The following is a 23689-nucleotide window of genomic DNA, read 5'->3' as shown; positions in this document are numbered from 1 at the left end:
ACGGGGAAGTGGCGGAACGGCAGACGCAGCCGCCTCAAAAGCGGCCGGGGCAACTCGTGTGGGTTCGAATCCCACCTTCCCTACCATCTTCTAAATTCGTTTAAAAGGCCCATCCACGGGCCTTTTTAGCATATCCGGTCCGGTGGAAACACACCGCGGATGAGCAAAATGCGACAGCGCTATCCGGCTTGCTACCCTAGGCTAAGATTTGCATGATCCACAGGCTCGGTAGCCGGAACGGTTCAAGTATGCATCCCCGCTATCACATATTGATGCAAGTCGCGATAGCCGCCACGCTCGTCGCGGCGCTGTATCCGCGCGTCGCCCAGGCAATCCCCGTCTTCGCAAACGGGCAAGGAGTCAGTTGTTCGCTGTGCCACAGCGCGCCGCCGAATCTCAATGCATACGGTCGATATATTTTAGCGACAAACTTTACCAAGGGGCTCGATGCGCACAGACAGATGGAAGAAAATTCCCGGGACCCCGTCTCGTTTGAAATAACGGGAATCGGCTCCAATACGCCGACGCCGGGGCTACCCAACGTTGTCGTCGATCTCGCACAATTTCTTGCTGCCGGGTATCTCGGGAAGGATGTCACCTATTACGCCTCCGTCCCCATCGTGGAAGGCGGCGTTCCGGCAGCCGCGGTCGATCAGGTTTGGGCGGCATACAACGGATTCTCGTCAGGAAACGGGAGCCTGCAAATAGGAAAATTCCCGGCGCCGATGTTCGCCCCATGGCTGAGCCAGTCACTTTCCCTCTCCGGTTACTCGCTCGCAGCGATGCCGGTTGGATTGAACACGGTGGGCGTGGGCGACAACCGCTGGGGTGGATCTTACACGCAGATGGGAAGCAAGGGCCTTATCGGCACAGTCGCCTACCTCACGAACACCGGCGCCGCCGAAAGCGCGTTCGACGGTGATGTCGATTCGGGCGGCGAGGGGCAGAGCTATGTAGGCTCGCTGCTCTTCATGAACCCAAATTCGCATTTTACAGGCGGCATCGCCGCGATGAGCGGGACGTTTCCGCTGCCATCCGGCGCAAACGATCGCTTCGGCCGTGAAATGGCGCTGGTATCCTATTCAACTTCACCTAAATACAGCCTGAACGCCATGGCGCTCGTCGGTTACGACAACAATCCCAACGATGGCGCGTCGTTGGCCGCCGGCAGCAACGGGATGTCGTACGAAGCGATCTACAATCCGTACGCCTGGCTTCACATCGATTCGCGCTACGAACGAACCAACGACGGTCTGGGCGCAATCCAAAATAACTACATCGGCGACCTTGCGTTCAGCATCATGCCGAATCTCGTTCTGACGTTGGAGAATGCGTCGTCGGTCGGCGCTCGACCGGTCACGAGCTACCAGTTGCTCTGGGCGGGTCCTTGGTTTCGCACGCCGAGCCATCAGGAACCCGCCTCGGCCGCGGCAGCACCGGGAGCACCAGGCGCAGCGGTCGTTGCTGCGAGCGGGACTACGGCGACGGCATCTCCGGCTGCCGACGTTCGCGCGGGCTCAGCAATCTTCGCTGCGAATTGTTCGATGTGTCATGGAGCTAACGGCGAGGGCGGCGCGGGCCCGAATCTCCATAAAATCGCCCAGCGAAAAACGCTGGCGGGCACGATCGCGTTCATCGAAAACCCCTCCGGCGGCATGCCGAAGCTCTTTCCCTCGACGCTCTCAGCGGATCAGGTACGCGAGGTCGCAACCTATATTCGCACGACCTTTCTCTAGACCGAGAATGCTTGGTCGTCGCGTACGGCGTAGCGACTGCCCCGATATGCATCGTGGATGGCCCGGGACATGGCTGAGAGCCCAGCCCGTTTCCGCGTTAAAACCGCGCTCGGGCGAGGCCTTTCGGAGTATCGATAGCGAACCTCACGAGCGATGACCGAAACTCAGATTGCTCCGCGGACGTTCGTTTCCGGAGCGCTTCGCGGTGATTTGACCGTCCCCGGCGATAAATCGATCTCGCACCGCGCGCTGATGCTTGCAGCCCATGGACTCTCACCGGTTCGTATTGCGAATCTCAATCCAGGCCGTGACGTCCGAGCAACCCTCGAAGCACTCCTCGCATTGGGCGCTAGCTGCGCGACCGATGGCGCGGATATCGTGGTGAGCGGCGGCCGGTTACGCGAATCGCCCGGACCATTGGATTGCATGAACTCCGGTTCCACCGCCCGGATGATGCTCGGGCTCTGCGCCGGCGCAAATATTCGGGCCCGATTCGACGGCGACGATTCGCTTCGCAAGCGACCGATGGAACCGGTTGCCGCCCAGTTGCGCGCGTTCGGAGCCAAGATTCGTACGACCGACGGACGCATGCCGGTCGAGTTTTTGGGAACGCCGGAGATCCAAACCACGCATTTCATCTTGGTCTCCGCATCGGCGCAGATTAAATCGGCGCTGTTGCTGGCCGGACTCTATGCGGCGACGCCGATCGTCATCTCGGGCGACCGGGCTTCGCGCGATCATACCGAACGCCTACTGCAGTATTTTGGGGCCGATATCACCTGGGACGGCAAAACGATCGCGCTGAAGTCGACCGCGCTAACGCCGCGCGACATCGACGTCGCCGGAGATGCATCGGCCGCCGCATTTTTTATCACGGCGGCGACGATTACGCCGCAGAGCGAGATCGTCATTCGCAACGCCGGGGTCAATCCCACCCGCACCGGTCTGATCGACGGGCTGCTTGCGATGGGTGCCGCGATCGAGTTGCGCAACGCCCGCACCGTCTCCGGCGAACCCGTCGCCGACATCGCGGTCCGCCACGCGCAGTTGCATGGAACCACAATCGGGGGCGACCTTGCGGTGCGCGCCATCGACGAGATCCCGCTCCTGGCCGTTGCAGCGGCGTTCGCACAAGGTTCGACCAAGATCACCGGCATCGGCGAACTGCGCACGAAAGAGTCCGATCGCATCGCCGCCATCGAGCGACTGCTCGCAGCCGTGGGAATCGCCATGGAAACGCTACCGAACGGAATCGTTATCCAGGGAGGCACGCCGCAAGCGACCGGCCGCGTGCTCGAAACCGAGCACGATCATCGAACGGCGATGGCGGCGGCGGTCCTGGCCTGCGCCGCGGGTCCGATTACGATCGATCGTGCCGATAGTATCGATGTGAGCTTTCCCGCATTCATCCCGACGCTTGAGAGCGTGCAACGCTCGTGAACCTGGACGCACCGGTTTATACAGCCGACGAATTCCAACGCGAGTCGGAGTACCTCGAGACGCTGCTGTGGGAGGCGATCGCGCTCCAGCCCGGCAGCAAGGTGCTGTTCTGCGGCTACGGCCCCGACGGCAGGCAGGTCGAGCGCGCGGTACGCGAGGGTGCCAAGGTTACGGTCATCGAGCACCGTAACGATCAGATCAACGCTTTCGCGCATTTGGGAGCGACGCTGCTGCGGGGAAGTACGTCGGTCATTCCGGCGCGCGACGCATCGTTCGATCTCGCGATTTCGTTTCATTACCTGCACGAGATCGATCCGTTTTTTCACGCGCAGGTGCTGTTCGAGTTATCCCGCGTCGCCAAACGCGTTGCGCTGATCGAGCCCGCGCCGCCGGCCGACCCGCTCGGCAAGCGTATCGCATTACTCTACTCGCAAGCAAAGCGTGAACTGGGCCAATTCGAGTACTATCAGCCGCTCGAGTATTGGAAGAAGTTGCTGCAATCGGTAAAAGCCGACGTCTCGCAGCACGTGTTCGCGTTTGCAAAAGTTCCACCGCGAGAATATCTGCTCGATACGATCGCTTTGCTGATCGACACGATCGAAGTCGAAGAGGCTCCCGCCCTGTACGTCGACGATTTGCGCGAGATCGCCAAGCGCTCGGACGTACAACTGCTTCCGCCTCCGCGATACGTTCTGGTCGGCGCGGCGCTCGGTGATTTGGTCGTGCCGTCCTTTACTCAGCGCAGCACGCAGAACGCCATCGCGACCCGCCCATCGGCCGCCGTCGTTCCGTCGCCCGCTTCCGTGCAGGGCGCGTCGGCGGCGCCGATCGTCAGCCAAGAGACGGGCTATGAGTTTCCGCCGATCGATCCGCCTTCTGCCGCATCGCATGCCGCGCCCGCACCCGCTAACGCCCCGACAGAGGCGGGGTTCGGAGAGAGCGCCGGCTTCGGCTTTGGGTCGCCCGAACCGGTCCCGAGCTTCTCGCCGGGTCTGCCGTTTGGAGCGCCCACGCCACCCGATGCCGCCTCGGTGCCCCCGCCGCAGCCGTATCCCTTCGGCGCGCCATTTGCCATGCCGGGCGAGAGCGTTGCTTTCGGGGTGCCGCCCGAAGGGGTACCGCCGGAGTCGTCCTGGGAGTGGGAGCCGCCCGAGGAACCGGAAGCGACCTAGCTCGCGCTGCCCAGAAAGGCACGAACGATCAGGAGCAGGCGCGCCACGCGCCCTACGACGTCCCAGAGATGGGCGCTAATCGCCGCGAGTCGCGCGAGTTCTGCGGAGCAACCGTCAGCGGCGCTCTTGAGGCGTGCCACATCGCCCGCGAGTTTGGCGGGATCGACGATTGCGAGCGCGGCGTCACGCGTTCGCGCAGCGTGGCGCTGCAACCGCGTAGCGGAGAGTCCGGCAATCGCTCCACCGGCGCCGATCAGCACCAGCGCGCCGATGCAGCCGGCGATCAAGACCCAGAGGCCGAGCTGCGCGTGCGCCATCAGGCGGCCGAATCGCTCGATTTCGATTCAGCCGGTTTGGATTCGGCAGGCTTGGATTCAGCAGGCTTGGACGGGCGAGAATCGGTGATGTAAAATCCCGAGCCCTTGAAGAGGATCGGGGCCGGGTTGAAAACGCGCTTGAGCGCGCCGCCGCACTTGGGGCACGGGTCGCTATGATTGTCATCGAAGCCATGACGAATCTCGGTCAGGGCCTGGCACTTGGAACACTGATAATCGTACAACGGCATGGTGGACAGTATACCGAACCCTAGCAGTCGCGGTCAACGACTGCTAGAGGTCCGTGAGCAATCCATCGGCGCTGCGGTACTCGGCCAAGCCCTTGAAATGGAGTAAGGCTTCGTCGAGGGCGTGCGTCAGGCGCCGGCCGTGCTTCCACCGGTCCATCAGGACCCCGACGCGGCCGCCGTAGGCTGGATAGGCCAGCTTCACGTGAAGCCGCGATCGCGAGGTCTTGCGTTCGATCCGAAAATCCAGGCGCCGCCGGACCGAGTACGCTCCCACCAGCGAAAGGTGATAGTTTGCGATGTATTGGTCGACTTCGTAGAGCTGCTCTTCTTCGCCCGGAACGCTTGCTCGCAGGACGACTTCGCTCCCCAGTGCTAGGGCGTTAGCCGGATGGGCCAGCTTCGCGCTCCGCAGAATCGAGAGCCAGACGGGCCATTTCTCGACCGCACAGAGCAGCCCGAACGCATCCTCCGCAGACGCATCGATATCCAAGCTGGCACTAAAAGAACGCTGGCCTGGGTGGGCGAGGCTTTCGCTAACAATCGCCATGTCAGTTTCGTTCGATACCCCACCTGTAGTGCCTGCTTTTGTCGCACCCACTAGAGTTGGTATTTTTTCTCAGGAATCGGGACGCTTCCGTCACCGGCCGCGACGGCAAAGGCCACCAGGGTTTCGACCCCGGCCGGCAGGGCCGCCTCGTCGATGCGGAACTGCGGCGAGTGCCCGGAATGAGTCGAGCCGGCCGCTTCGCTCCGGATCCCGAGCCTGACGTGCAGACCCGGCACGCGTTGCGCGAAGTACGCAAAATCCTCGCCGCCCATCGTTGGGGGAAGGCGCTCGACGCTCAACTCGCTGTGCTCGTGCATGTAGGCGGCGAAGCCCTCGGCCAGCAACGGATCGTTGACGACCGGCGGGTAGCCCTTAACGATGCGCACTTCGGCTGTAGCTTGATACGCGGCGGCAATGCCGTCGACAACGCGTCGCACCCGGGCTTCGAGCGCGTCGCGAATCTCCGGTTCGTGGGCGCGCAGCGTGCCGGTCATCTGCACCTCGTCGGCGATCACGTTATTGCGATACCCCCCGACGATCGTTCCTATGGTCACGACGACGCTCTTGAGCGGATCGGTCTCGCGCGCGGCGATGTTCTGCAACCCGAGCACGATCGCGCTCGCTGCCGGAATCGCATCGACGGAGGTGTGCGGATAGGCCCCGTGGCCGCCTTTGCCGCGTACCGTGATGAAGAGTTCGTCTGCCGACGCGTTGACCGGCCCCGGCGTAATGCCGATCTGGCCGGGAGCGATCCGCGCATCGACGTGCAGCATCGCAATCGCCTCGACCGCAGGATCGTCCAGCACCCCCGCCTCGATCATGGGCTCGGCTCCGCCGGGCCCTTCTTCGGCCGGTTGAAAGATCAAAACGACGGTACCGTGCAGCCGCTCGCGCATCCCCGCCAAGACGCGAGCGGCGCCCAGGAGCATCGCGGTGTGCGCATCGTGCCCGCAGGCGTGCATTTTCCCCGCGATTTCGGAGGCAAACGGCAGCCCCGTGCGCTCGGTAATCGGCAAGGCGTCCATATCGGCTCGTAGCGCTACGACGTGGCCGGGAAGCGCACCGCGAAGAATGCCTGCGACGCCGGTCTTCGCGAGGCGGCGGTGCTCGATGCCCAAAGCGTCCAATTCGCGCTCGACCAACGCGCAGGTCTCGTGCTCTTCGAAGCCGAGTTCCGGGCGCCGATGGATGGCACGGCGTAGTTCGACGACGCGCTCGAGAACGTCGGTTGATGCTTGGGCGATCATGATCTTCGAACTGCGGCGGCGGTGGCGAGCATCCCTCTCGCGAAGGAAACCTGCGCATGATCAGCCCCGATATCGCCTTCGCGCTCCTGGTCAACCGAACGGCTCAAACCTTCGAGCAATCGCAGCCGACGTACATGACGTATCGCGAGCGCACGCACGTCACGGGAGCGAATCGAGTGCAGGACATCAACCGGAGCGTGGCCGTGCGCGTCGCCGACGATACCGCCGTGATGCAGGATCTTCCGCACGGAGAACGGCGAACCGGGCAAGCCTTCCCCATCATCCCGTCTTTCGATCCGATTTCGAGTTTTGGATTCAGCTATTTTGCGAATCTCAAGCGCGTCGATATCAGCCTGACGCGCGCGAAGCCCTGGTATTTTGCGATTCCGGCTCCGGATCCAAGCGTGAACGAGACGGTGGCGTATAACAGCTTCTTCGTACCGACGTACGCTCCCGATTCCACCGACGGCGCGGTGCATCTGCTGCTCGCTCCCACCCCGCGCTTCCATGGATTCTATCCGGCGGACATCATCGAAGACCCCGCCACGCACTTACCCTCGCGCATCGTGATGCGTTCGACCAGCGACGACGAACAAATCTTGCTGGACTATCAACTCATCAACGGCTACTGGCTCATTACGCACGGCGTCTATTCGGCAACGCAACACGTCGCGTTCATGACGTTCAAAGTCGTCGCCGATATCACGTTCGACCAATTTACCTTCCCCACGGTTCCTCCGGACCCCGCGCTCGCGCCCTCGCCGACGCCGAGCCCGTCCGCCGCCCCCACCGGCCCGGGCGCGGCAAGGCCTCCTCTTCGAATTCGCTGACGTGCCGCGGTCGAAACCCGTATTCGCCACAGTGGGGTTGAGTAATCGAGGAGTAATAGGTATGAAGATAGGCATTATCGGCTCTGGAAACATCGGCGCTGCACTGACACGTCGCTTTCGCGCAACCGGACACGAGGTTGCCGTCGCAAATTCCCGCGGACCCGAAACGCTGCAAGATCTTGCGGCAGAGACCGGAGCCGAAGCGGTAACCGTGCGGGACGCGGCTCGGGGCAGAGACGTCGTTATCGTCACAATCCCAGAGCGGCACGTTGCCGATCTTCCAGCGGATGTGTTTTCCGGCGTTCCGGACGATGTCGTCGTCGTGGACACCGGAAACTACTATCCGCGGCAGCGCGACGGCCGCATCGAACCGATCGAGAACGGTATGACCGAGAGCGGTTGGGTTGCGCAACGGCTGCATCGGCCCGTGGTCAAAGCCTTCAATAACATTTACGCGCAACATCTTCTTGAAGGTGGGAAGCCCAAAGGGACGCCCGGGCGGATCGCGCTGCCCGTAGCCGGCGACGATCCTAGGGCGAAGGCCGTCGTCATGCGATTGATCGACGACATCGGCTTCGATCCGGTCGATAGTGGGAGTATCGCAGATTCTTGGCGGCAACAGCCCGGATCACCGGTGTATACCAAGGACTTCGAAGCAACCGGCGTGCGGCGCGCACTATCGGAGGCCGAGCAAGAACGAAAGCCCGAATGGCGTGGAACCGCAAACAGCCCGGGCACATTTGAAACGCCGGCCTAAGAAAAGGGCGCAGCGCCTGCGGCGTTGATGAGCGTTCCGAGGCAATACCACGAACAAGGACAGCAAAGGGACCCGGTCTTTGACCGAGTCCCTTTGCTGTAGATGGCGGAGAGGGAGAGATTCGAACTCTCGGAACGCTCATCACGTTCGTCCGCTTTCGAGGCGGGTGCCATCAACCACTCGACCACCTCTCCGTGGTTCGGATCGTGTTTCCGAAGCGTGCGTTACTACAGCGTCGGGGCTTTGAAACCTTCTTCTGCGGTGGGTTGGCGCTTGGCGCGGAAGAAGCGCTGGAGCTGATCGGAGGCTTCGCTCTCTAGTATTCCGGCGGTTACTTCGAGGCGGTGGTTGGTTTGCGGCGAGCGTAGGATGTCGAAGGCGCCGCCGTCGGCACCGCCTTTGGGGTCTCGCGCACCGTAGACGACCCGTTTGATGCGCGCGGCGATGATGGCGCCGGCGCACATGACGCAGGGCTCTTTCGTGACGTACAGCGTTGCCTCGGAGAGGCGCCAAACCCCGAGCGCTTCGCAGGCTTGGCGAATGAGCAGCATTTCGGCATGAGCGGTGGCGTCGGGCCGGGATTCTTTCTCGTTCTTGGCTTCGAGGCGCAGGTCGCCGCTGATCAGGACCGCGCCGATCGGCACCTCGCCGCAGGCCGCCGCGGCGGCGGCGAGCTCCAGGGCACGCCTCAGATGGGCCTCGTCATCGGGGGACTGCGGTGCTTCGGATTCGTTCATGCTATATGGGGAAGATGGTGCGCCCGGAGGGATTCGAACCCACGGCCTCTGCCTTCGGAGGGCAGCGCTCTATCCAGCTGAGCTACGGGCGCCCGTCAAGTCCGTCTGGTAACGGACCGGTAGTCGGGATGTGCTTGAAGAGATCCAGCTTATGGTCCACGAGGCCGCGGTAGAATTTGCGCACGCAATCGGGATGCCCGAAAAAGTACGTTCTCGCGTACGCGAGATCGTCGCCCGAACTATCCGGGACGTAATGCGAGATCTCGATCTCCTCCATCTGCTCGCGATCGACCGGATGGGGACAGAAATCGCACGGAATCGTTGACATGGGCTACAGCGTACCTCAGAGAGCGTCGTGGCCGCCATAGCTTAGGCGGCCACTCCCCTCAAAACATGGTGACTCGGGCAAGATTCGAACTTGCGACCAAGGGCTTATGAGTCCCCTGCTCTACCACTGAGCTACCGAGCCGGAAAATCATCTTTTCGACACCGCAGTGTACCAGAACCCTCCCGCAAGGTGCAACTACCCCGGCCGTATAACCGACCGCTCTATAGATCGCTTCAGCGATAGAGGGGTGTCCATGCGGGTGGTTTTACAGCACGTTCTTTCTGCCGTGGTGGCTTTTGCATTGCTCGGCGGCGCCCTTGCGCCGCTGCCGGCACGAGCCGACGATGCGGCCGCGTTATTAGCCAAACATCGCGCTTACGTCGGCTGGCAATTGGGAGACGGCAGCGTCCCGGGCTTGCAGCTAACGCGCGAATTTCGAACGTCCAAAGGCAAGGTAACCCAGCGCGCAACGGAGATTCGCGCCGGGATGCTCCTTCGGCGCGACTATAGCGACGCAAAAACCGGCCTGACCGACTCATTGGGCTTCACCGGGCACGTTTTCTGGGAGACGAACTACAACGGCTTCGTCACGCCGATCGTCGGTACGGGAGCCAGTTACCAATTAGCCGCCGACGTGTTGTTTTCCGAGGGAACCAGCGAACTTCCGGGCACGCTGCACGGCACCGGAACGGTCGACGGTAAGAGCTATCCGATCGTTCGCGTCGCGATGGGCGGCGCGACCCCGATCGATCTCTATGTCGATCCGCAAACCGGAGCCTACGTCCGGGCGGTCATCGACCCCGGCGGAAGCGAGGAAACGTCATATACGATCGCATCGTATATGACGATCGCGCCCGGCAAACGCATGATCGGCTCGTTTCGCATCGGCGATGGCGGCGGTGTCTTTACCTATACCAAATCGCGCATCGATCCCGCGGTAACCGCCGCCGAATTGCATCCTCCGGCCCCCCAAGCACGATGGGCCTTCACCAACGATCGCCCGTTTAAGATCCAAGTTACCCGCGATCGCATTTACGTTGACGCAACGGTCAACGGCGTGCCAGGAACTTTTATTTTGGACACGGGCGATTCCGGCATAACCCTGACCGATCAGTTCGCGGACCGCGCTAAGGTTGCGAGCATCGCCGACTCTTCTGCCGTGGGTGTCGCCGGCGTATTCAAAACGCGAACGCGGCGGGTGAGAACCATCGAGATCGGCGGTAACACGCTTTCGAATACGGTCGTACAGACATACAACAACCATTACCCACGTAAGTCCGATCGCGTCAACCCGGACGGGCTCGTCGGGTTCGATCTGCTTGCCGGCGCGATGGTTACGCTCGACACGGCGAGCCAGACGATGCGGATTCAGAACCCTGCGACGGCAAGTCTCAATACGTCGGCTGGTCTTCCCTTGCTGGTCGATCTCAGCACCGACACGCCTTCGGTGCCTGTTACGTTGGATCACAAGGTAACGATCGACGCGACGTTCGATACCGGCGATCCGTCGTTGATTATTTTTTCCGCGGATTTGCTCGACCACGGATTGACGATTTTGACGGGTCGCGCGACCCTCGTCGGCATGCAACAGGAAGAATGGACGCGGTGCGGACAGATCGACTCCATTAACCTCGGCCCGATCGTTTATCAAACGCCGGTCGCGTGCGCTTCGCACGAATTCTCGAAACACGCCGGGCTGATTGGTCTCGATTTTTTACGCCACTTTAATTTCGTCTTCGACTACCCGCAATCGATCATCGTCATGACCCCGCATAAACACTAAACCGGATACACCAGATATCTTTGCAACTCCGCAACTGCTCTGCAGCGGTTTTGCTATAATAACGGCGAGCCCGGGCGGACCTTCAAGTCGTGCGAAACCGGCGGCTGGGCCCGCCGAGTGCCCGGAAACGGCCGGAATCATCCGGAGTCGGCTCGAAAGGAACTGTCAAGTGGGGAATGTCGGCTAAAGAGTTCGGCGAACGTCACCACGGCATCTATGCGTTGTGGATCTCGGAGTTGCGCGGGGGCGACTCCGCATGCGGGGCTGCCGCTGGACGTCCGCGCGTGGGGCTTAGCGCGCAAACGCGAGCTCATCGATCGCGAAGCTCGAAAGCGGTAGATATTGCGGCGACTCGATAGCGCCGGCGACGCAACCGTTTCCGAGACCGATTGGCACGCCGTAACCTCCGGAGCGCTCGTGCAACGCCTTGCGACGGACGCGAAGGCGGGGCTTGATACGGCCGAGGTCGCGCGCCGCGCCGAACGGTATGGCCCCAATCGGCTACACGCAGCCGGAGCACCGACATTCGTAGGAATCTTTTTCGAAGAGATTCGGGAGCCGATGATTCTTCTGCTCATCGGGACCGGCATTCTCTACGCCGTATGGGGGCAACCGGCCGATGCGATCACGATCTTCGGCGTGATCGCCGCGCTGGTGGCGGCGGAAGTCTTTACGGAATATCGCGCGAAGCATGCGATTTCCGCCCTCAGTACGCTCGCGGAGCCCGAGTCGATCGTCGTTCGTGACGGTCGTGCATGCGAAGTTTCCGTGGAGTCGCTCGTTCCCGGAGACATCATCGTCATCAGTGCGGGACATCGCGTGCCGGCCGATGCACGCCTCCTTGAGGAATATGGCGTCGGTGTGGATGAATCGACGCTCACCGGTGAATCGGCGGTGGTGCGAAAGGATGCGGGCGCGCTGCTCGCCGCGGCAACGCCGCTTGCCGAGCGCGTAAATATGCTCTACGCCGGCACCATGGTGAGCGGCGGTCATGGGACGGCGGCCGTTGTCGCCACCGGAGCGCAATCCGAGCTCGGGCGGCTCGCTGCACTCGCCCAGGAGGTAAAGCCTCCGCGCACTCCCCTGCAGCAGATGATGGCCAATCTCAGCATCTGGCTCGCGTGGTTCGCGCTGGGCATCAGCATCCTCGTCCCGCTTCTTGGTTGGGCACTCAACCATCAATCGCCGCGCACGATGATCCTCACGGGCCTTTCACTCGCATTCTCGATGATCCCCGAAGAACTCCCGATCATCGTGACGATGGTCTTGGGCCTTGGCGCCTGGCGCTTGGCACGGCTTCACGCCATCGTCAAGCGATTGCCCGCGGTGGAAACGCTCGGCGCCGTCACGGTCATCGCGACCGACAAAACCGGAACGCTAACGGAAAATCAAACGGAAGTCGTGCAGTTCGATCCGCTCGATCGCCGCCGCCGCATGCTGGAGATCGGCGCGCTGTGCAACGACGCACTCGAAAGTGGTGAAGCGTTTGTCGGCGATCCTTTGGAGACCGCCTTGCTACGCGCGGCTCGCGCGGACGGGATCGATCTCGCAAGCCTTCGCGATGAGACGATCGTACGAGAGGAATTTTCATTCGACAACGCCCGCAAACGAATGAGCGTCGTGTGGCAGGCGCGCGCCGGCGGCGCCTCTCGCGTCGCCATGAAAGGCGCCCCTGAAGCCGTCCTCGCGGCGTCGGTCCTCGACGAGACGGAGCAGGCCGGCGTTCGCGCAGCCGCTGCCCGCATGGCGTCGCAAGGAATGCGCGTTCTCGCTTTGGCCGAGGGTACGTTGGAGCAGGATGCAGGCGCCACGCAAGAAGCGGTTGAGCGCGAGCTGACGTTCGTCGGTCTTGCGGCTTTCGCCGATCCCCCGCGACCCGAGGTCAAGGGCGCGATCGCAGCGTGCCGGGGGGCCGGAATCCGCACGATCATCCTCACGGGCGATCATGCGCTCACGGCGGCCGCAATCGCCGAGAGCGTCGGACTCGATGCGCGCGGGCATACACTCTCCGGTTCGGATATCGACGCACTCTCGGATGAAGCGCTTTCCGATGCGCTCGATACGACCGCCGTCGTCGCGCGCGTGACTCCGCGACACAAATTGCGGATCATTCGATCGCTGCAATCTCGCGGCGAACGCGTTGCCGTAACCGGTGACGGAAGCAACGATGCTCCGGCACTGGCCGCCGCCGATATCGGCGTTGCCATGGGTGAGAAGGGAACCGACATCGCGCGCGACGCCGCCTCCCTGGTGCTCGCCGACGACAACTTCGCCACGATCGTCAACGCGATTCACGAAGGGCGTACTCTGTTCGATAACCTCCGCAAAGGCGTGCGCTACTATCTCGCCTGCAAAGTTGCGCTTGCTGCTTCGGTTCTGCTCCCCGTCCTGCTGCGCGCGCCCGTCCCGTTCGCCCCGATTCAAATCATTCTCATGGAGCTCTTCATGGACTTAGCCGCTTCGGCCGCGTTCGTCGCAGAACCCGCGGAATCGGATGTCATGCGGCGTCCTCCGCGCGATCCGCATACGCCGTTCATGAATCGCGGCATGGTAAGCGGAATCTTTAGCGCATCGTTCGGCCTTTTTGCGGCGGTCTCCGTTGCGTATCTCGTCACCTGGTTCGGCGGCGCCGCGCTCGTGCGCGCGCAGACGATGGCCTTCGTCACGTGGCTTTTCGGGCACGTTTTTCTTGCGTTGACGATGCGATCGGGAAACGATCCCTTGATGAAACGGGGCCTGTTTTCGAATCGCGTCATGACCGCCTGGGCGGCGGTAACGATCGCCTTCGTGATCGCGGTGACATTCGTTGCGCCGGTTCAGCAAGATCTCAAGGCGACCGCGCTGCACGCTGCAGATTTCGGTCTGGCGATCGGCCTTGCGTTCGCCGGAACGTTCTGGGCGGAAGTCCCCAAGGCACTTCGTGCGCTCAACGCCCGATAACGCTTGCGAACAGAGCGAATACTCCCTAAAAGCACTATTGCTTCGAAGTCTGCGCCCTCACGCTGCATCGTGCAGCGTGAGCCGAGGTCCACTCGGCGCTAGCGCGGTTCTTGGGTCGGTGCCGTCCGCCACTGCGGCGCAGCTCGCCAAGGGCCCCTTCTGAGCCCGCTGAAGAATCACTCGCGCGGCATTCACGTCCGCATGATCGACGTGCGAACACGCGACACAGGCGAACTGCAGCCCCGAGCGATTCCCTTTTGCAATATGCTCGCACGCGGCGCCCGTTTGCGAGGTGTACTTCGGATCTACGCAGAGAACCGTGCGGGCGGCGCTTTCAGCCTTCTCCGCAATCAACTGCGCGATCATGCCAAAGCCCGCATCGAGCAGCGCCCGATTCAGCCCGGCTTTTGCCGCAACCTTGCGGCCGGGTTCTTCGATGGTGCCTTTTGCGCTGCGCGCCATATGGCGCAGTCGCAAGTCTTCCAGCACCAACACGTCGTTCGCTTCGATGAGCTTACGTGAGACCTTGTGCGCGTAGTCACGGCGCTGCCGGGCGACCTTCTCGTGCAGGCGCGCGAGCGAATCAATCGCCTTACGCCGGTTCTTCCCGCGCCGCTTACGCTTGGCAACCACGCGCTGCGCCCGCTCAACGCGCAGCCGTGCCTTCGTGACATGACGCGGATTCGCGATCAGCCCACCATCGCTGGTTGCTAGCAAGACGTTCACACCGCGATCGAGCCCAATCGCGTGCCCGGTTTCCGGCAAAGGCTCGACCGCGCGCTCGCACTCGAATTGGGCATACCAGCGCCCGAGCTTGCAGGCCAGCCACGCACGGCCATGCGGCGGCACGGCGCGCCCCTTACGCAGCTTCACGCTACCTACGCCCGCAATTCGGACGCGGTGCTGCGGCGCATCGAACTTCAGCGCGCGATCGCCATGTGGGTAGGTGATTTGCCGCCACCGGCGGGCAGCCCTGAAGCGCGGGAAGCCTGGCGTTTCGCCCTGCTTGCATCGCCGAAAGAAGGCCTGCATAGCGAGATCCAGGCGGCGCAGCACCGCATCCTCGCACTCACGAAAAACGCCCGCCAGGTGATGCGAGTCCTTGCGCAGCGCGGTCACCTCGGCATACTGCATCTTCATCGAGACGCTCACACCACGCAGCCGATAGGCGTCTTTACGCTGCTGGAGCGCAGCGTTGTAAAGATGACGCGTGACATGGAGCGCGTGGTGAAGCGCCGCGTCTTGAGTGGCGGTCGGGTAGAGTCGCACGGTTTCAATGCGCTTCACCCTACGATTATAGTAGGCGCAGTGCCAACTGGGTGGCCGAGTGAAGGCGCAGAGCGGAAAAGTGCGCCGTTGTCCGTGGCGTTACGGCTAGACGCCTTGCCACCAACGCGGCGAAATATCGTCGCCGCTTGCAACGGGGTCGCTCGCATCCTACTCGCTACCGCGGCTTCGTACAAGTGGGGACGCATCTGCCTCCCCACTCGTGTATCGTACTCCGGTTGTAACTAGACAGACGTTACGGCGATCTTCTTGGGCGAAAGCGGCTTTATCGGGGTCAGCTCGACCTTGAGGATGCCGTTATTCACCGTCGCCGTCACCGAGTTCGCGTCGAGATCCTGCGGAAGCGTAATCGAGCGCGAGAACGATCCATGGCGCATCTCGCGACGGTGGTAGCGGACGTCTTTCGTTTCGGTTTTACCGGTATGCTCGCCGGTAACCGACACCGTGCCGCCGCTTACTTCGACGTTGATGTCCTTGGGCTCAAGCCCGGGGACGGACATCTCAAGCACGTACTTGCCGTCTTGCTCGTACAGATCGATCGGCATGTTCCCGTAGCCGAATGCTGCCGGCCGTTGCCAATCCAGAAACGAGTCGAACATTTGATCGAGCAGCGCGAGATCGCCGCTGCCGCTCTTAACCTTTAGTAGCTGTGCCATGATTCTTCGTGTCCTTTCGGGTTTAGATGAAGTGCGGACAGGCCGCACATCGAGACTACCGCAGCGATAAGAAGAATTGGTGAGCGATCTTCGCGAGCTCTTCCCGGTCCCACGCTATAAAAAGGTTATGACGCGCACATCGCAACGCAAGCAGAGAGTGGCACGCTTTGTTGCCCGCCGTCCGACCGCCAACGTCGGCGTGCGCCCGTATTGGGCGTAGCAAGCAGCGTCTACACACTAGGAGGCATTTCATGAACACCACCAAGAGTCTGGATCTCAAAGAAGAGATCATCGAAGAGCTCGCATACGATCCGCGGATCAACGCGGACGATATCGCCATCACCACCAAAGAGGGTGTCGTAACGTTGCGCGGGACGGTCCCCAACTTCAATCAAAAATGGGAAGCTGAAGACGCGATCAAACGCATTCGCGGCGTACGGGGTATAGCCGACGAATTAACGGTCGATCTCCCGTCCACGCACGTCCGGACCGACAGCGACATCGCACTAGCGATCGAGCGCCGCTTCGTATCCAATACCATTATCCCCAGCGCCGTGAAGTTCGTCGTAAAGGACGGCCACGTCACGCTGAGCGGCGAGGTACCCTGGTACTATCAGTCCCAGGAGGCTGCGTATGAAGCACGCCGCGTCATCGGCGTCAGGGACGTCAGCAACCTCATCAGCGTCATGCCGGCTCCATCATTCAAAACCGACGAAGTGAAACGGAAAATTCACTCCGAGCTTCAGCGCATGGCCGATCTCGACGCGAAGAAGATCGCCGTCTCGGTTTCGGAGGGAAAGGTGACGCTGAGCGGCAGCGCCAGAACCTGGTTCGAACGCGAAAAAGCCGTGCAGGCGGCCTGGAGCATTCCGGGTGTCACGTGCGTAGACAACTTCATCGCGATCTCCTAGGGGGTACGGCACATGTTGAAAGTCATCGAAGTGCTGGCCGAGTCCGGCAAAAGCTGGGAAGATGCAGCGCAGAATGCTGTAAAGCAGGCGAGCGAAACTCTCGAGGGCGTCAAGTCGATTTACATCCAGAACTTCGAGGCGACCATCGACGACGACGGGGCCATCGAGAAGTATCGCATCAACGCAAAGATCTCGTTCGTGTTGAAAAACTGAAGCGGTTCTTTGCGTAACCATCGGGACTGACGGCTCGGATACTCGGGTCGTCAGCCGTTGCGCCCACAAGCACTGAAGCTTACGGCGTCGGCGCCGGTGTCGGCCCTCCCCCACATGCCGCCACCGCTTCCAGGATCGGCACGCTGGCGGCACGTTCTCGGATCGCAAGATCGCGCTGCTCGATCTCCAGGTTTGCCATGGACGTCGCGAAGGGATTGTTGCCGAACTGGGATTCTTTCGCAAGCTGCCGGGCCGAATACTTTTCATCCGGAGTCAGAGCAAGGCCGGCACCGTTGATGTTTGCCGTTCCTAATGTCGGCGGAGGAGACCCGAGGATAAGCTGACGTCCCCGCACTTCTTCGGGCATGGTCGTTTTGGTGAGATCGTCGCCGGCGCCTTGAAGATCGCCCAGGCTCTCCGAATCAACGACCCCGTTCATAATGCCGATCGCTTTTCGCTGCTGATCGGCCACCGCTTCCAGCCGCTTCCGCATGGCCGCAGCGAGACGATCGTCGGGAGAATCGCCTTTCGGGGCGGGTATTGTTGCGATGAGCGCATCGAGTTTTGCGAGATTTGCTACCAGCAGCGACACACCGCGTTCCATGTTTAGCTGATCCAGCGTAAATGCGGCGCCGCTGCCGCCCTGCGTTGCATCTTTCCCCATAATAAAAAAGAGCTGCTTACCGATGCCGATGATGCGGTCGTTAGCCTGGATCCCTTGGATCGCCGGCGCAACGCTCTGATGTAACGTGCTACAGGCCAAGCTAACCTTCACGTGACCGATTTGGTGAAGCGGCGTAGGCGGCGCGTCCGCCAGAAGCACGCCTAAGACCAGCTGTGCAAGCATATCTCACCCCGATTGTGCGCCCGACCCTGGATGAACGGGTCTCCGGCTACGAGCGTGACTCGGACTCGTAAGAAAACGGGCTTCGCATTGCGAAGCCCGTTTTGCAGATGGTGCGGTCGGAGGGACTCGAACCCCCAACCTACAAGTTCGTAGCCTGTTGCTCTATCCAATTGAGCTACGACCGCACGCGTCGCCTGCGGCGACCTTCCCGGATACGTCGTATCGACGTTTTTTCCTTCCGGTGTATCGATTCGGAGAGGGAGGGATTCGAACCCTCGATACGCTTTTGGCGTATGCTCATTTAGCAAACGAGTGCCTTCAGCCGCTCGGCCACCTCTCCGCGATCGCACCCCGGGGAGGTGCGCCGACGACTATACCACATCGGCGCAGCACTCACCTATCGGACTTCTGTCGCTTCGGCTCACTCTTTCGGAGCGGACGGCCCTTCGAGCGGCTGTTCTTCAACGAATTCCGCGTGCACCGGAGCCGCATGGACCGGCACCGGGGCGACGACAACGGGCGGGGCCGCGCGACGCCGTCCCAGCAATGCGTCGATGCCCAGCATCCGTCCCGTCGGCAACACCACATTGATTGCGGAAAGCGCGAGCATGGCGGCATCCATTCCGGCGATACCCTCCACCGATCCGAGGGCGCCCTTCGCGGCCATGTAGTTCAGCGTGAGCAGCACGCCCACGAATCCGCCAAGGCGCGTGAAAACACCCAACAGAAGGGCACAGCCCGTCAGCACTTCACCTAAACGCACGAGTTCGGCGAAGATCGCGATGTTCGGTTGCACGACGTTGACGAGAAAATCGTGATACGGCCCCGTCGTCGACGTCGCAGCCTTTGCGATGAATCCAACGATAAAGCCGTTTGGCGGCATAAACATCGTACTCTGGGTGAACTTTCCGACCCCGTGAACGATCCATGCGGCGCCGGTGAATATGCGTAGCACGGCTAGCCAGAATGCGTAGGTCTTGGGTGAGGGCAAGGTCATGCGGATATCGGCTCCTTTTGCCCGCGCGCGATGCGCGCGATCAGTTGCGCCGCCGCAAGAGCGGCTTGAGGGTGGGCGGTACGCCGCTGCGCACCGATCATTTCACGGCGTTGCTCGCCATCGAATACGCGCGTTATCGCGGCGGGCAGTTCGTCCATGTCCGCGCGAAGCGCCGCACCCCACTCGACCAATAGCTGCGCGTTGCGTTCTTCCTGGCCGGGCAGCGGTTTGCACAAGACCATCGGGATCTGCGCGCAGAGGGCCTCGGCCGTACTCAGGCCGCCCGGCTTGGTGACGAACGCATCGCACGCGTGCATGTAATCGTAGACGTTATCGACGAAGCGCAGGACGCGCACCGGGTAGGTTGCCGAAGCCGCCGCCTCGAGGACGCGCCGTTCGACGCGACGGCTGTTGCCGGCGACCACAACTGCCCCAATCGGCGTCTCGATGCGTTCGAGCGACCGGAGCATTTGCTCGAGCGGACCGATGCCCAAGCCTCCGCCCATCATCAGCACGAGTTTACGAGCGCGCGGAAGCCCGAGCCGCTCGCGCAACAGTTCCTGGGGCTCGTCGCTCGGTGCAAAGCGCGGATTCACAGGGATTCCCGTCACGACCACGCGCGAAGCTTCCACGCCGCGCGCAAGCATGACTTCGCGAATCGCCTGGGTCGACACCGCGTAGCCGTCCACGTTCCGGTGGATCCAAAATCCATGGACGGCGAAATCGGTCAAGACTCCGACGACCGGCGGCCCATCGTCGTACAGCCGCTTATACTCGGCCATGGCACCGCATGGAAAGGCATGGGTGCAGACCACCACATCGGGCCGCTCTTGCTCGATGAGCGGGCGCAGGTTACCGGCCGTAAATTGGTGCGCCCAGGTGCGAAATGGCCCCACCTCGGTGGCACGCTCGGCGCGGTCGTAGACGTAGCGATAGAGTTGCGGAATCGTTTTGACCATCCGCAAATACCCGTCCGAAACCACGCGAGAGACGACGAGCGCGGCGTATTGGTACGAATCGACAACCTGCGTGTGCGCCTCGGGATCGATGGTGCGCAATGCCGCACAGACCGCATTTGCAGCCGAAACGTGGCCGACGCCGACGCTCGCCGAAAGAACGAGAACGCGAATTAGGCCTCGCCCCCGTCGTCGCCGGCTTCTTCTGCGAAGACCAGGAATTCATCGAGAATCTCCTGTGCGAGATCTTCGTCTTCTAGCAGATTGCCTTCGAGATCGGTGACGATGAATTCGCTCTCGCCCTCTTCATCTTCGGGTTCGTGCATGAGCACCGCGTACGATGCGCCGTCATCGGGATCTTCGAGAATTCCAACGACTTCGAACGGTAATTCGGTACCCTCTTTGGTTTCGATATGGAGCACCTCGCTCAGTTCGAGCGGTCCGCTCTTGGCTTCACCGTTGTTGGACGACATGGGGATGCTCCTATTTTAAGCAGCGAGCTACGTTGGCTTGGTGTTGTTCTAGCGTCTTCGCGAAGACGTGGTGGCCTCCGCCACAGTAGACGTAATAGAGGGCATCGGTCTTCGCCGGATGCAGGGCCGCTTCCAGCGAGGGTAACCCGGGATTGGCGATCGGCGTGGGGGGCAGCCCCTCGTGGAGGTAGGTATTATAGGGCGAATCGATCTTCAGGTCGGCGTAGGAGAGTTCCGCCTTGTGATGCGGGAGGGCGTATTCGATGGTGGCATCGATCTGCAATGGCATGTGCGCCCGCAGCCGGTTGTAGATGACCCCGGCGATCATCGGGCGATCGGCATCGATCTTGGCTTCGCGCTCGACCAAAGATGCGACCGTGACCGCCTGCGGCACCGTCACGTGGAGCGCTGCCGCTCGCTGGGCGGCGTCGGCCGGAAGCTCTTTGAAGAACTGCCCCGTCAGCATCGTCACGATCTGCGAAGGCGTCGCGGCTACGTCGACCAGGTAGGTGCTGGGAAAGAGATAGCCCTCTAGGTTCCGCGTGCGCGTACCACCGACGTTCAGCCCGGTGGTTGCGAACCGGCGATCGAGCACTGCGGCGCTCGCGATACCTTCGTCTTGCAATCGCTGCGCGATCTGCCGGTCGGTAAATCCCTCGGGGAACGTCACCCAGCGCGCGATCTGTGCTCCGCCCGTGCGCAGTTCCTGGAGGATCTCATTTTGGCTCTGATGCGGGGCAAATCGGTACGCGCCCGCTCGCACGTCTTCTTCGCTACCTTGGAGGCGCGCAAGCAACCGAAAGGCCAGGCCGTTTGCGATCACGCGGTTGTTCGAAAGCTCCTCGGCGATATCGGCCAGCGACGAACCGCGAACGATGACGACTTGCTTGGGTACGGCAGGCAGGGAGCGGTCCCCAAACGCCGCGTAGGCGAACCAGGCGGCGATCGAGGCGGCCACCAGAACGACGACGGTCGCGAGCGTTGCGAGGATTCGCAGGAGTACGCGCATCAGCGCGCCTCGTTTCTGCGCCGCGACAGAAACGTCTCCAAAATGAGCGCGGCCGCCATCTTATCTACCACTCCTTTGCGTTTCTTGCGCGAGACATCCGCGGCGATCAACGTCTTGGTCGCCTGCGCCGTGGTCATGCGCTCGTCTACGCGGTGGACGCGCCCCGCATAGATCCGCGCGAGTTGTTCGATGAACGCATCCATCTTTTGAGCCGCGATCCCGCGCTCCCCCGAGAGCGCGACCGGATCGCCGATCACCAAATCGGTCACGGCGTACGACGTGAGATACTCGGCGAGTCGCTCCAAATCGGCGTTGAGGGTGGAGCGCTCGACCGTTCCGACGGGCAAGGCGAACGTTCCGCTCGGGTCGGCAATCGCGACGCCGATCCGCTTGGTGCCGACGTCGAGCGCCATGATACTCATCGGATGCTCGCTTTCGGGCGGCGGCCCAAGTGGTGCGCGAGTAGCGTTTCGATCGCGCGTTCGACGCGCGGCGTTGCGCGTACGGTGGCGCGGGCCGCGCTCCCTTTAGCGGCTCCGACGGCGCGCACGTTCTGCAAGTCCGCTTCGTCGAATTCGATCAAATCGCGCCAGCGCTCGCGGCACGCTCCGCAGATCAAGCCCCCGGCATCGGGATCGAGCCACGCGTGTCCTTCGAAATCGAGCGAGCAACGCACACAGCAATCGACCGCCGGGTCTAGCCCGAGCGCGCACAGCAGGCGTATGGAAAAGCGCGGAATCAGCGATCGCGGCTCGTCGCTCGCCGCGATCGCCGCGACCGCTCCGGTCAGCAGCGCATACACGTCCGGCATGGGCAGATCGGGCTCGCAGAAAGCGTCGATCACTTCGGCGACCAGCGAAAACACCGCGAAGCGATCGGGATCGACCAGCTTGCTCCACGGCGCTCGCGCAATATCCGCGGCAACGATGACATCGAGCGAACGCCCGCGGTGCATGGTCATCACGCATTCGTTTCCGAATTCCAAACGACCGGAGAGGTGACTTTTCGGCCGCCGGACCCCCTTTGCGACCGCATCGAGCTTTCCGCGCTGATCGGTGAACAGCGTGAAGATACGGTCGGCTTCGCCCAACTGGCGACCGCGCAAGACGACCGCGTTGGTTTTGTACGATCGCGCTGCGCTCACTGCCGCTCCTTACGCGAGGCTGTGCGGCCCGAACGCGTGTGGGAGCAGTTCCCCGGCGCTCGTTTGGATCGGGCCGGCGGAGCCCACGTAGATCACCGCAATCCCTTCGCCGAATTCGACGATGAACTGGCGACAGGCGCCGCAGGGCGCGGCCACAGCCCCATCCGGGCCGGCGATCGCGATCGCACGAAACGACCGATGCCCCAAGGCTATCGCATGCACTAACGCCGCCCGCTCGGCGCAGATCGAGAGCCCGTAACTCGCATTCTCCACGTTGCATCCGACGACGACGTCGCCGTCGATGGTCTCCACCGCCGCACCGACGGCGAACTGCGAATAGGGTGCGTATGCGCTCCCGCGAGCCGCGCGCGCTCGTTCCAAAAGCGCCTCAGGAGACATCGCTGCTACCGGCCACCGCCTGCCCATTGCTTTGCGTCTGCTGCACGTCGCCGTCGGTATAAATGCGTACGGCTAGGATGCGACGCCCCCGCGTTCGCTCGACGCGCAAGCGCGTGCGATCGTCCGCTTCGACTTCTTCTCCCTCGGTCGGCAAACGTCCGAATAAACCGACGATGTAGCCACCGATCGTCTCGAAATCGTCGGTCGGCAAGGCCGTGCCGAGTTCGTCGTTCACATCGTCGATGCTGGTGCCGGCCTCGACTACCGCTTCGCGCGGCGAAACGATAGCGATCGCCTCCTGCTCGTCTTCGTCGTGTTCGTCGCGAATCTCGCCGACGATTTCTTCGAGCAGATCTTCCATCGTCACCAGGCCGGCAGTACCGCCGTACTCGTCGACGACGATCGCCATCGAGAATTTATCGCGCTGCATCTCGCGCAGCAATTCGGCGAGTTTCTTCGTCTCGGGCACGTGGACGACCGGACGCATCAGCGTGCGCAAACTGCTTTGCGCGAGATTGCCCGTAGCCAGACCGATCAATAATTCGCGGTCGTGTACGACGCCGACGATATCGTCCTTCGATTCTTGAAATACCGGGAGCTTGGAATAGCCTTCGGAGATCACCACGTCGAGCGCGCGGCGCGGCGAATCGTCGACCGAGACGGCCACGATATTCGGGCGCGGTTGCATCACCTCGCGAACGATCGTATCGCCGAA

The 23689-nt window shown here is 62.1% G+C and carries 26 protein-coding genes and 6 tRNA genes; 10 read left to right on the top strand and 22 right to left on the bottom strand.

The features are described from left to right. Positions 1 to 2: 2 nt before the first annotated feature. From VMW12_08995 to VMW12_08980, 4 genes are all read left to right on the top strand, one after another. Positions 3 to 86 (top strand) — tRNA-Leu (locus VMW12_08995). A gap of 162 nt (positions 87 to 248) precedes the next feature. Continuing rightward, positions 249 to 1736, top strand: coding sequence for a cytochrome c (locus VMW12_08990; protein HUZ49855.1), 1488 nt, complete (start codon positions 249 to 251; stop codon positions 1734 to 1736). Positions 1737 to 1889: 153 nt separating this feature from the next. Then, on the top strand, positions 1890 to 3176 hold the full coding sequence (aroA, locus tag VMW12_08985; protein ID HUZ49854.1) for a 3-phosphoshikimate 1-carboxyvinyltransferase: 1287 nt from the start codon (positions 1890 to 1892) through the stop codon (positions 3174 to 3176). Next, positions 3173 to 4348: a methyltransferase domain-containing protein gene (locus VMW12_08980; GenBank protein ID HUZ49853.1), complete on the top strand. Its 1176-nt coding sequence runs from the start codon at positions 3173 to 3175 to the stop codon at positions 4346 to 4348. Before aroA ends, VMW12_08980 begins: the two co-directional genes overlap by 4 nt. Here VMW12_08980 and VMW12_08975 read toward each other — a convergent pair. Genes VMW12_08975 through VMW12_08960 form a run of 4 tightly spaced genes read right to left on the bottom strand, consistent with a single transcriptional unit; the run spans position 4345 to position 6707 of the window. Next, positions 4345 to 4665, bottom strand: a complete 321-nt coding sequence (locus VMW12_08975; GenBank protein ID HUZ49852.1) for a hypothetical protein — start codon at positions 4663 to 4665, stop codon at positions 4345 to 4347. The two genes, VMW12_08980 and VMW12_08975, sit on opposite strands and share 4 nt — an antisense overlap. After that, positions 4665 to 4913, bottom strand: coding sequence for an FmdB family zinc ribbon protein (locus tag VMW12_08970; GenBank protein ID HUZ49851.1), 249 nt, complete (start codon positions 4911 to 4913; stop codon positions 4665 to 4667). The genes VMW12_08975 and VMW12_08970 overlap by 1 nt, the downstream gene beginning before the upstream one ends. Before the next feature lie 43 nt (positions 4914 to 4956). Continuing rightward, the gene (locus tag VMW12_08965) at positions 4957 to 5460 is read right to left on the bottom strand and encodes a hypothetical protein (GenBank protein ID HUZ49850.1); all 504 of its coding nucleotides are present in this window, start codon (positions 5458 to 5460) and stop codon (positions 4957 to 4959) included. 50 nt (positions 5461 to 5510) lie between these two features. Further along, positions 5511 to 6707 (bottom strand): M20 family metallopeptidase, encoded by a 1197-nt coding sequence (locus VMW12_08960; GenBank protein HUZ49849.1) that lies wholly within the window; start codon positions 6705 to 6707, stop codon positions 5511 to 5513. A 56-nt stretch (positions 6708 to 6763) separates the two neighbouring features. On the opposite strand from VMW12_08960, the gene VMW12_08955 reads away from it, so the two are divergent. Both VMW12_08955 and VMW12_08950 read left to right on the top strand, forming a co-directional pair. After that, positions 6764 to 7537: a hypothetical protein gene (locus VMW12_08955; protein ID HUZ49848.1), complete on the top strand. Its 774-nt coding sequence runs from the start codon at positions 6764 to 6766 to the stop codon at positions 7535 to 7537. 37 nt (positions 7538 to 7574) lie between these two features. After that, positions 7575 to 8294: an NAD(P)-binding domain-containing protein gene (locus VMW12_08950; GenBank protein HUZ49847.1), complete on the top strand. Its 720-nt coding sequence runs from the start codon at positions 7575 to 7577 to the stop codon at positions 8292 to 8294. 103 nt (positions 8295 to 8397) lie between these two features. On the opposite strand, the gene VMW12_08945 is transcribed toward VMW12_08950, so the two are convergent. The 5 genes from VMW12_08945 to VMW12_08925 all read right to left on the bottom strand — a co-directional run bounded on the left by VMW12_08945 (position 8398) and on the right by VMW12_08925 (position 9500). Further along, positions 8398 to 8488: transfer RNA gene (locus VMW12_08945), tRNA-Ser, on the bottom strand. A gap of 33 nt (positions 8489 to 8521) precedes the next feature. Further along, positions 8522 to 9031 (bottom strand): tRNA adenosine(34) deaminase TadA, encoded by a 510-nt coding sequence (tadA, locus tag VMW12_08940; GenBank protein ID HUZ49846.1) that lies wholly within the window; start codon positions 9029 to 9031, stop codon positions 8522 to 8524. A 15-nt stretch (positions 9032 to 9046) separates the two neighbouring features. Further along, positions 9047 to 9123 (bottom strand) — tRNA-Arg (locus VMW12_08935). Continuing rightward, positions 9114 to 9359: a hypothetical protein gene (locus VMW12_08930; protein ID HUZ49845.1), complete on the bottom strand. Its 246-nt coding sequence runs from the start codon at positions 9357 to 9359 to the stop codon at positions 9114 to 9116. The genes VMW12_08935 and VMW12_08930 overlap by 10 nt, the downstream gene beginning before the upstream one ends. A 66-nt stretch (positions 9360 to 9425) precedes the next feature. After that, positions 9426 to 9500: transfer RNA gene (locus VMW12_08925), tRNA-Ile, on the bottom strand. A gap of 112 nt (positions 9501 to 9612) precedes the next feature. Between VMW12_08925 and VMW12_08920 the strand changes: the two genes are divergently transcribed. Next, positions 9613 to 11142 (top strand): aspartyl protease family protein, encoded by a 1530-nt coding sequence (locus VMW12_08920; GenBank protein HUZ49844.1) that lies wholly within the window; start codon positions 9613 to 9615, stop codon positions 11140 to 11142. Between the two features lie 342 nt (positions 11143 to 11484). Then, positions 11485 to 14082 carry a cation-transporting P-type ATPase gene (locus VMW12_08915; GenBank protein ID HUZ49843.1) on the top strand — a complete coding sequence of 866 codons (2598 nt, stop codon included), beginning with the start codon at positions 11485 to 11487 and terminating at the stop codon, positions 14080 to 14082. Positions 14083 to 14139: 57 nt separating this feature from the next. Here VMW12_08915 and VMW12_08910 read toward each other — a convergent pair whose 3' ends face one another. Next, positions 14140 to 15369, bottom strand: coding sequence for a transposase (locus VMW12_08910; GenBank protein ID HUZ49842.1), 1230 nt, complete (start codon positions 15367 to 15369; stop codon positions 14140 to 14142). A gap of 224 nt (positions 15370 to 15593) precedes the next feature. After that, on the bottom strand, positions 15594 to 16025 hold the full coding sequence (locus VMW12_08905; GenBank protein ID HUZ49841.1) for an Hsp20/alpha crystallin family protein: 432 nt from the start codon (positions 16023 to 16025) through the stop codon (positions 15594 to 15596). 251 nt (positions 16026 to 16276) lie between these two features. Between VMW12_08905 and VMW12_08900 the strand changes: the two genes are divergently transcribed. Beyond that, positions 16277 to 16936, top strand: a complete 660-nt coding sequence (locus VMW12_08900; protein ID HUZ49840.1) for a BON domain-containing protein — start codon at positions 16277 to 16279, stop codon at positions 16934 to 16936. 12 nt (positions 16937 to 16948) lie between these two features. After that, positions 16949 to 17149, top strand: a complete 201-nt coding sequence (locus VMW12_08895) for a dodecin family protein (protein HUZ49839.1) — start codon at positions 16949 to 16951, stop codon at positions 17147 to 17149. Between the two features lie 79 nt (positions 17150 to 17228). Here VMW12_08895 and VMW12_08890 read toward each other — a convergent pair whose 3' ends face one another. The 11 genes from VMW12_08890 to VMW12_08840 all read right to left on the bottom strand — a co-directional run. Beyond that, positions 17229 to 17996: a hypothetical protein gene (locus tag VMW12_08890; protein HUZ49838.1), complete on the bottom strand. Its 768-nt coding sequence runs from the start codon at positions 17994 to 17996 to the stop codon at positions 17229 to 17231. A 108-nt stretch (positions 17997 to 18104) separates the two neighbouring features. Next, positions 18105 to 18181: transfer RNA gene (locus tag VMW12_08885), tRNA-Arg, on the bottom strand. Between the two features lie 67 nt (positions 18182 to 18248). Beyond that, a tRNA-Ser gene (locus tag VMW12_08880) sits at positions 18249 to 18336 on the bottom strand. 81 nt (positions 18337 to 18417) lie between these two features. Further along, positions 18418 to 18993 (bottom strand): TQO small subunit DoxD, encoded by a 576-nt coding sequence (locus VMW12_08875; GenBank protein ID HUZ49837.1) that lies wholly within the window; start codon positions 18991 to 18993, stop codon positions 18418 to 18420. After that, positions 18990 to 20123, bottom strand: a complete 1134-nt coding sequence (locus tag VMW12_08870) for a glycosyltransferase (protein ID HUZ49836.1) — start codon at positions 20121 to 20123, stop codon at positions 18990 to 18992. Before VMW12_08870 ends, VMW12_08875 begins: the two co-directional genes overlap by 4 nt. Beyond that, positions 20123 to 20422, bottom strand: coding sequence for a hypothetical protein (locus VMW12_08865; GenBank protein ID HUZ49835.1), 300 nt, complete (start codon positions 20420 to 20422; stop codon positions 20123 to 20125). The genes VMW12_08870 and VMW12_08865 overlap by 1 nt, the downstream gene beginning before the upstream one ends. Positions 20423 to 20432: 10 nt before the next feature. Further along, the gene (mltG, locus tag VMW12_08860; protein HUZ49834.1) at positions 20433 to 21431 is read right to left on the bottom strand and encodes an endolytic transglycosylase MltG; all 999 of its coding nucleotides are present in this window, start codon (positions 21429 to 21431) and stop codon (positions 20433 to 20435) included. Then, positions 21431 to 21853, bottom strand: coding sequence for a Holliday junction resolvase RuvX (gene ruvX / locus VMW12_08855; protein ID HUZ49833.1), 423 nt, complete (start codon positions 21851 to 21853; stop codon positions 21431 to 21433). Before ruvX ends, mltG begins: the two co-directional genes overlap by 1 nt. Further along, complete coding sequence (recO, locus tag VMW12_08850) at positions 21850 to 22575, bottom strand: DNA repair protein RecO (GenBank protein HUZ49832.1); 726 nt, start codon at positions 22573 to 22575, stop codon at positions 21850 to 21852. The genes ruvX and recO overlap by 4 nt, the downstream gene beginning before the upstream one ends. Positions 22576 to 22584: 9 nt before the next feature. Further along, positions 22585 to 22974, bottom strand: coding sequence for a cytidine deaminase (locus VMW12_08845; protein ID HUZ49831.1), 390 nt, complete (start codon positions 22972 to 22974; stop codon positions 22585 to 22587). Then, a partial coding sequence (locus VMW12_08840; protein ID HUZ49830.1) for a hemolysin family protein occupies positions 22964 to 23689 on the bottom strand: 726 nt, incomplete at its 5' end. The genes VMW12_08845 and VMW12_08840, both read right to left, overlap by 11 nt.

The sequence above is a fragment of the Candidatus Dormiibacterota bacterium genome (assembly GCA_035532835.1).
Taxonomy (GTDB): Bacteria; Vulcanimicrobiota; Vulcanimicrobiia; order Vulcanimicrobiales; family Vulcanimicrobiaceae; genus DAHUXY01.
This window is presented reverse-complemented; position numbering and strand designations above follow the sequence as displayed.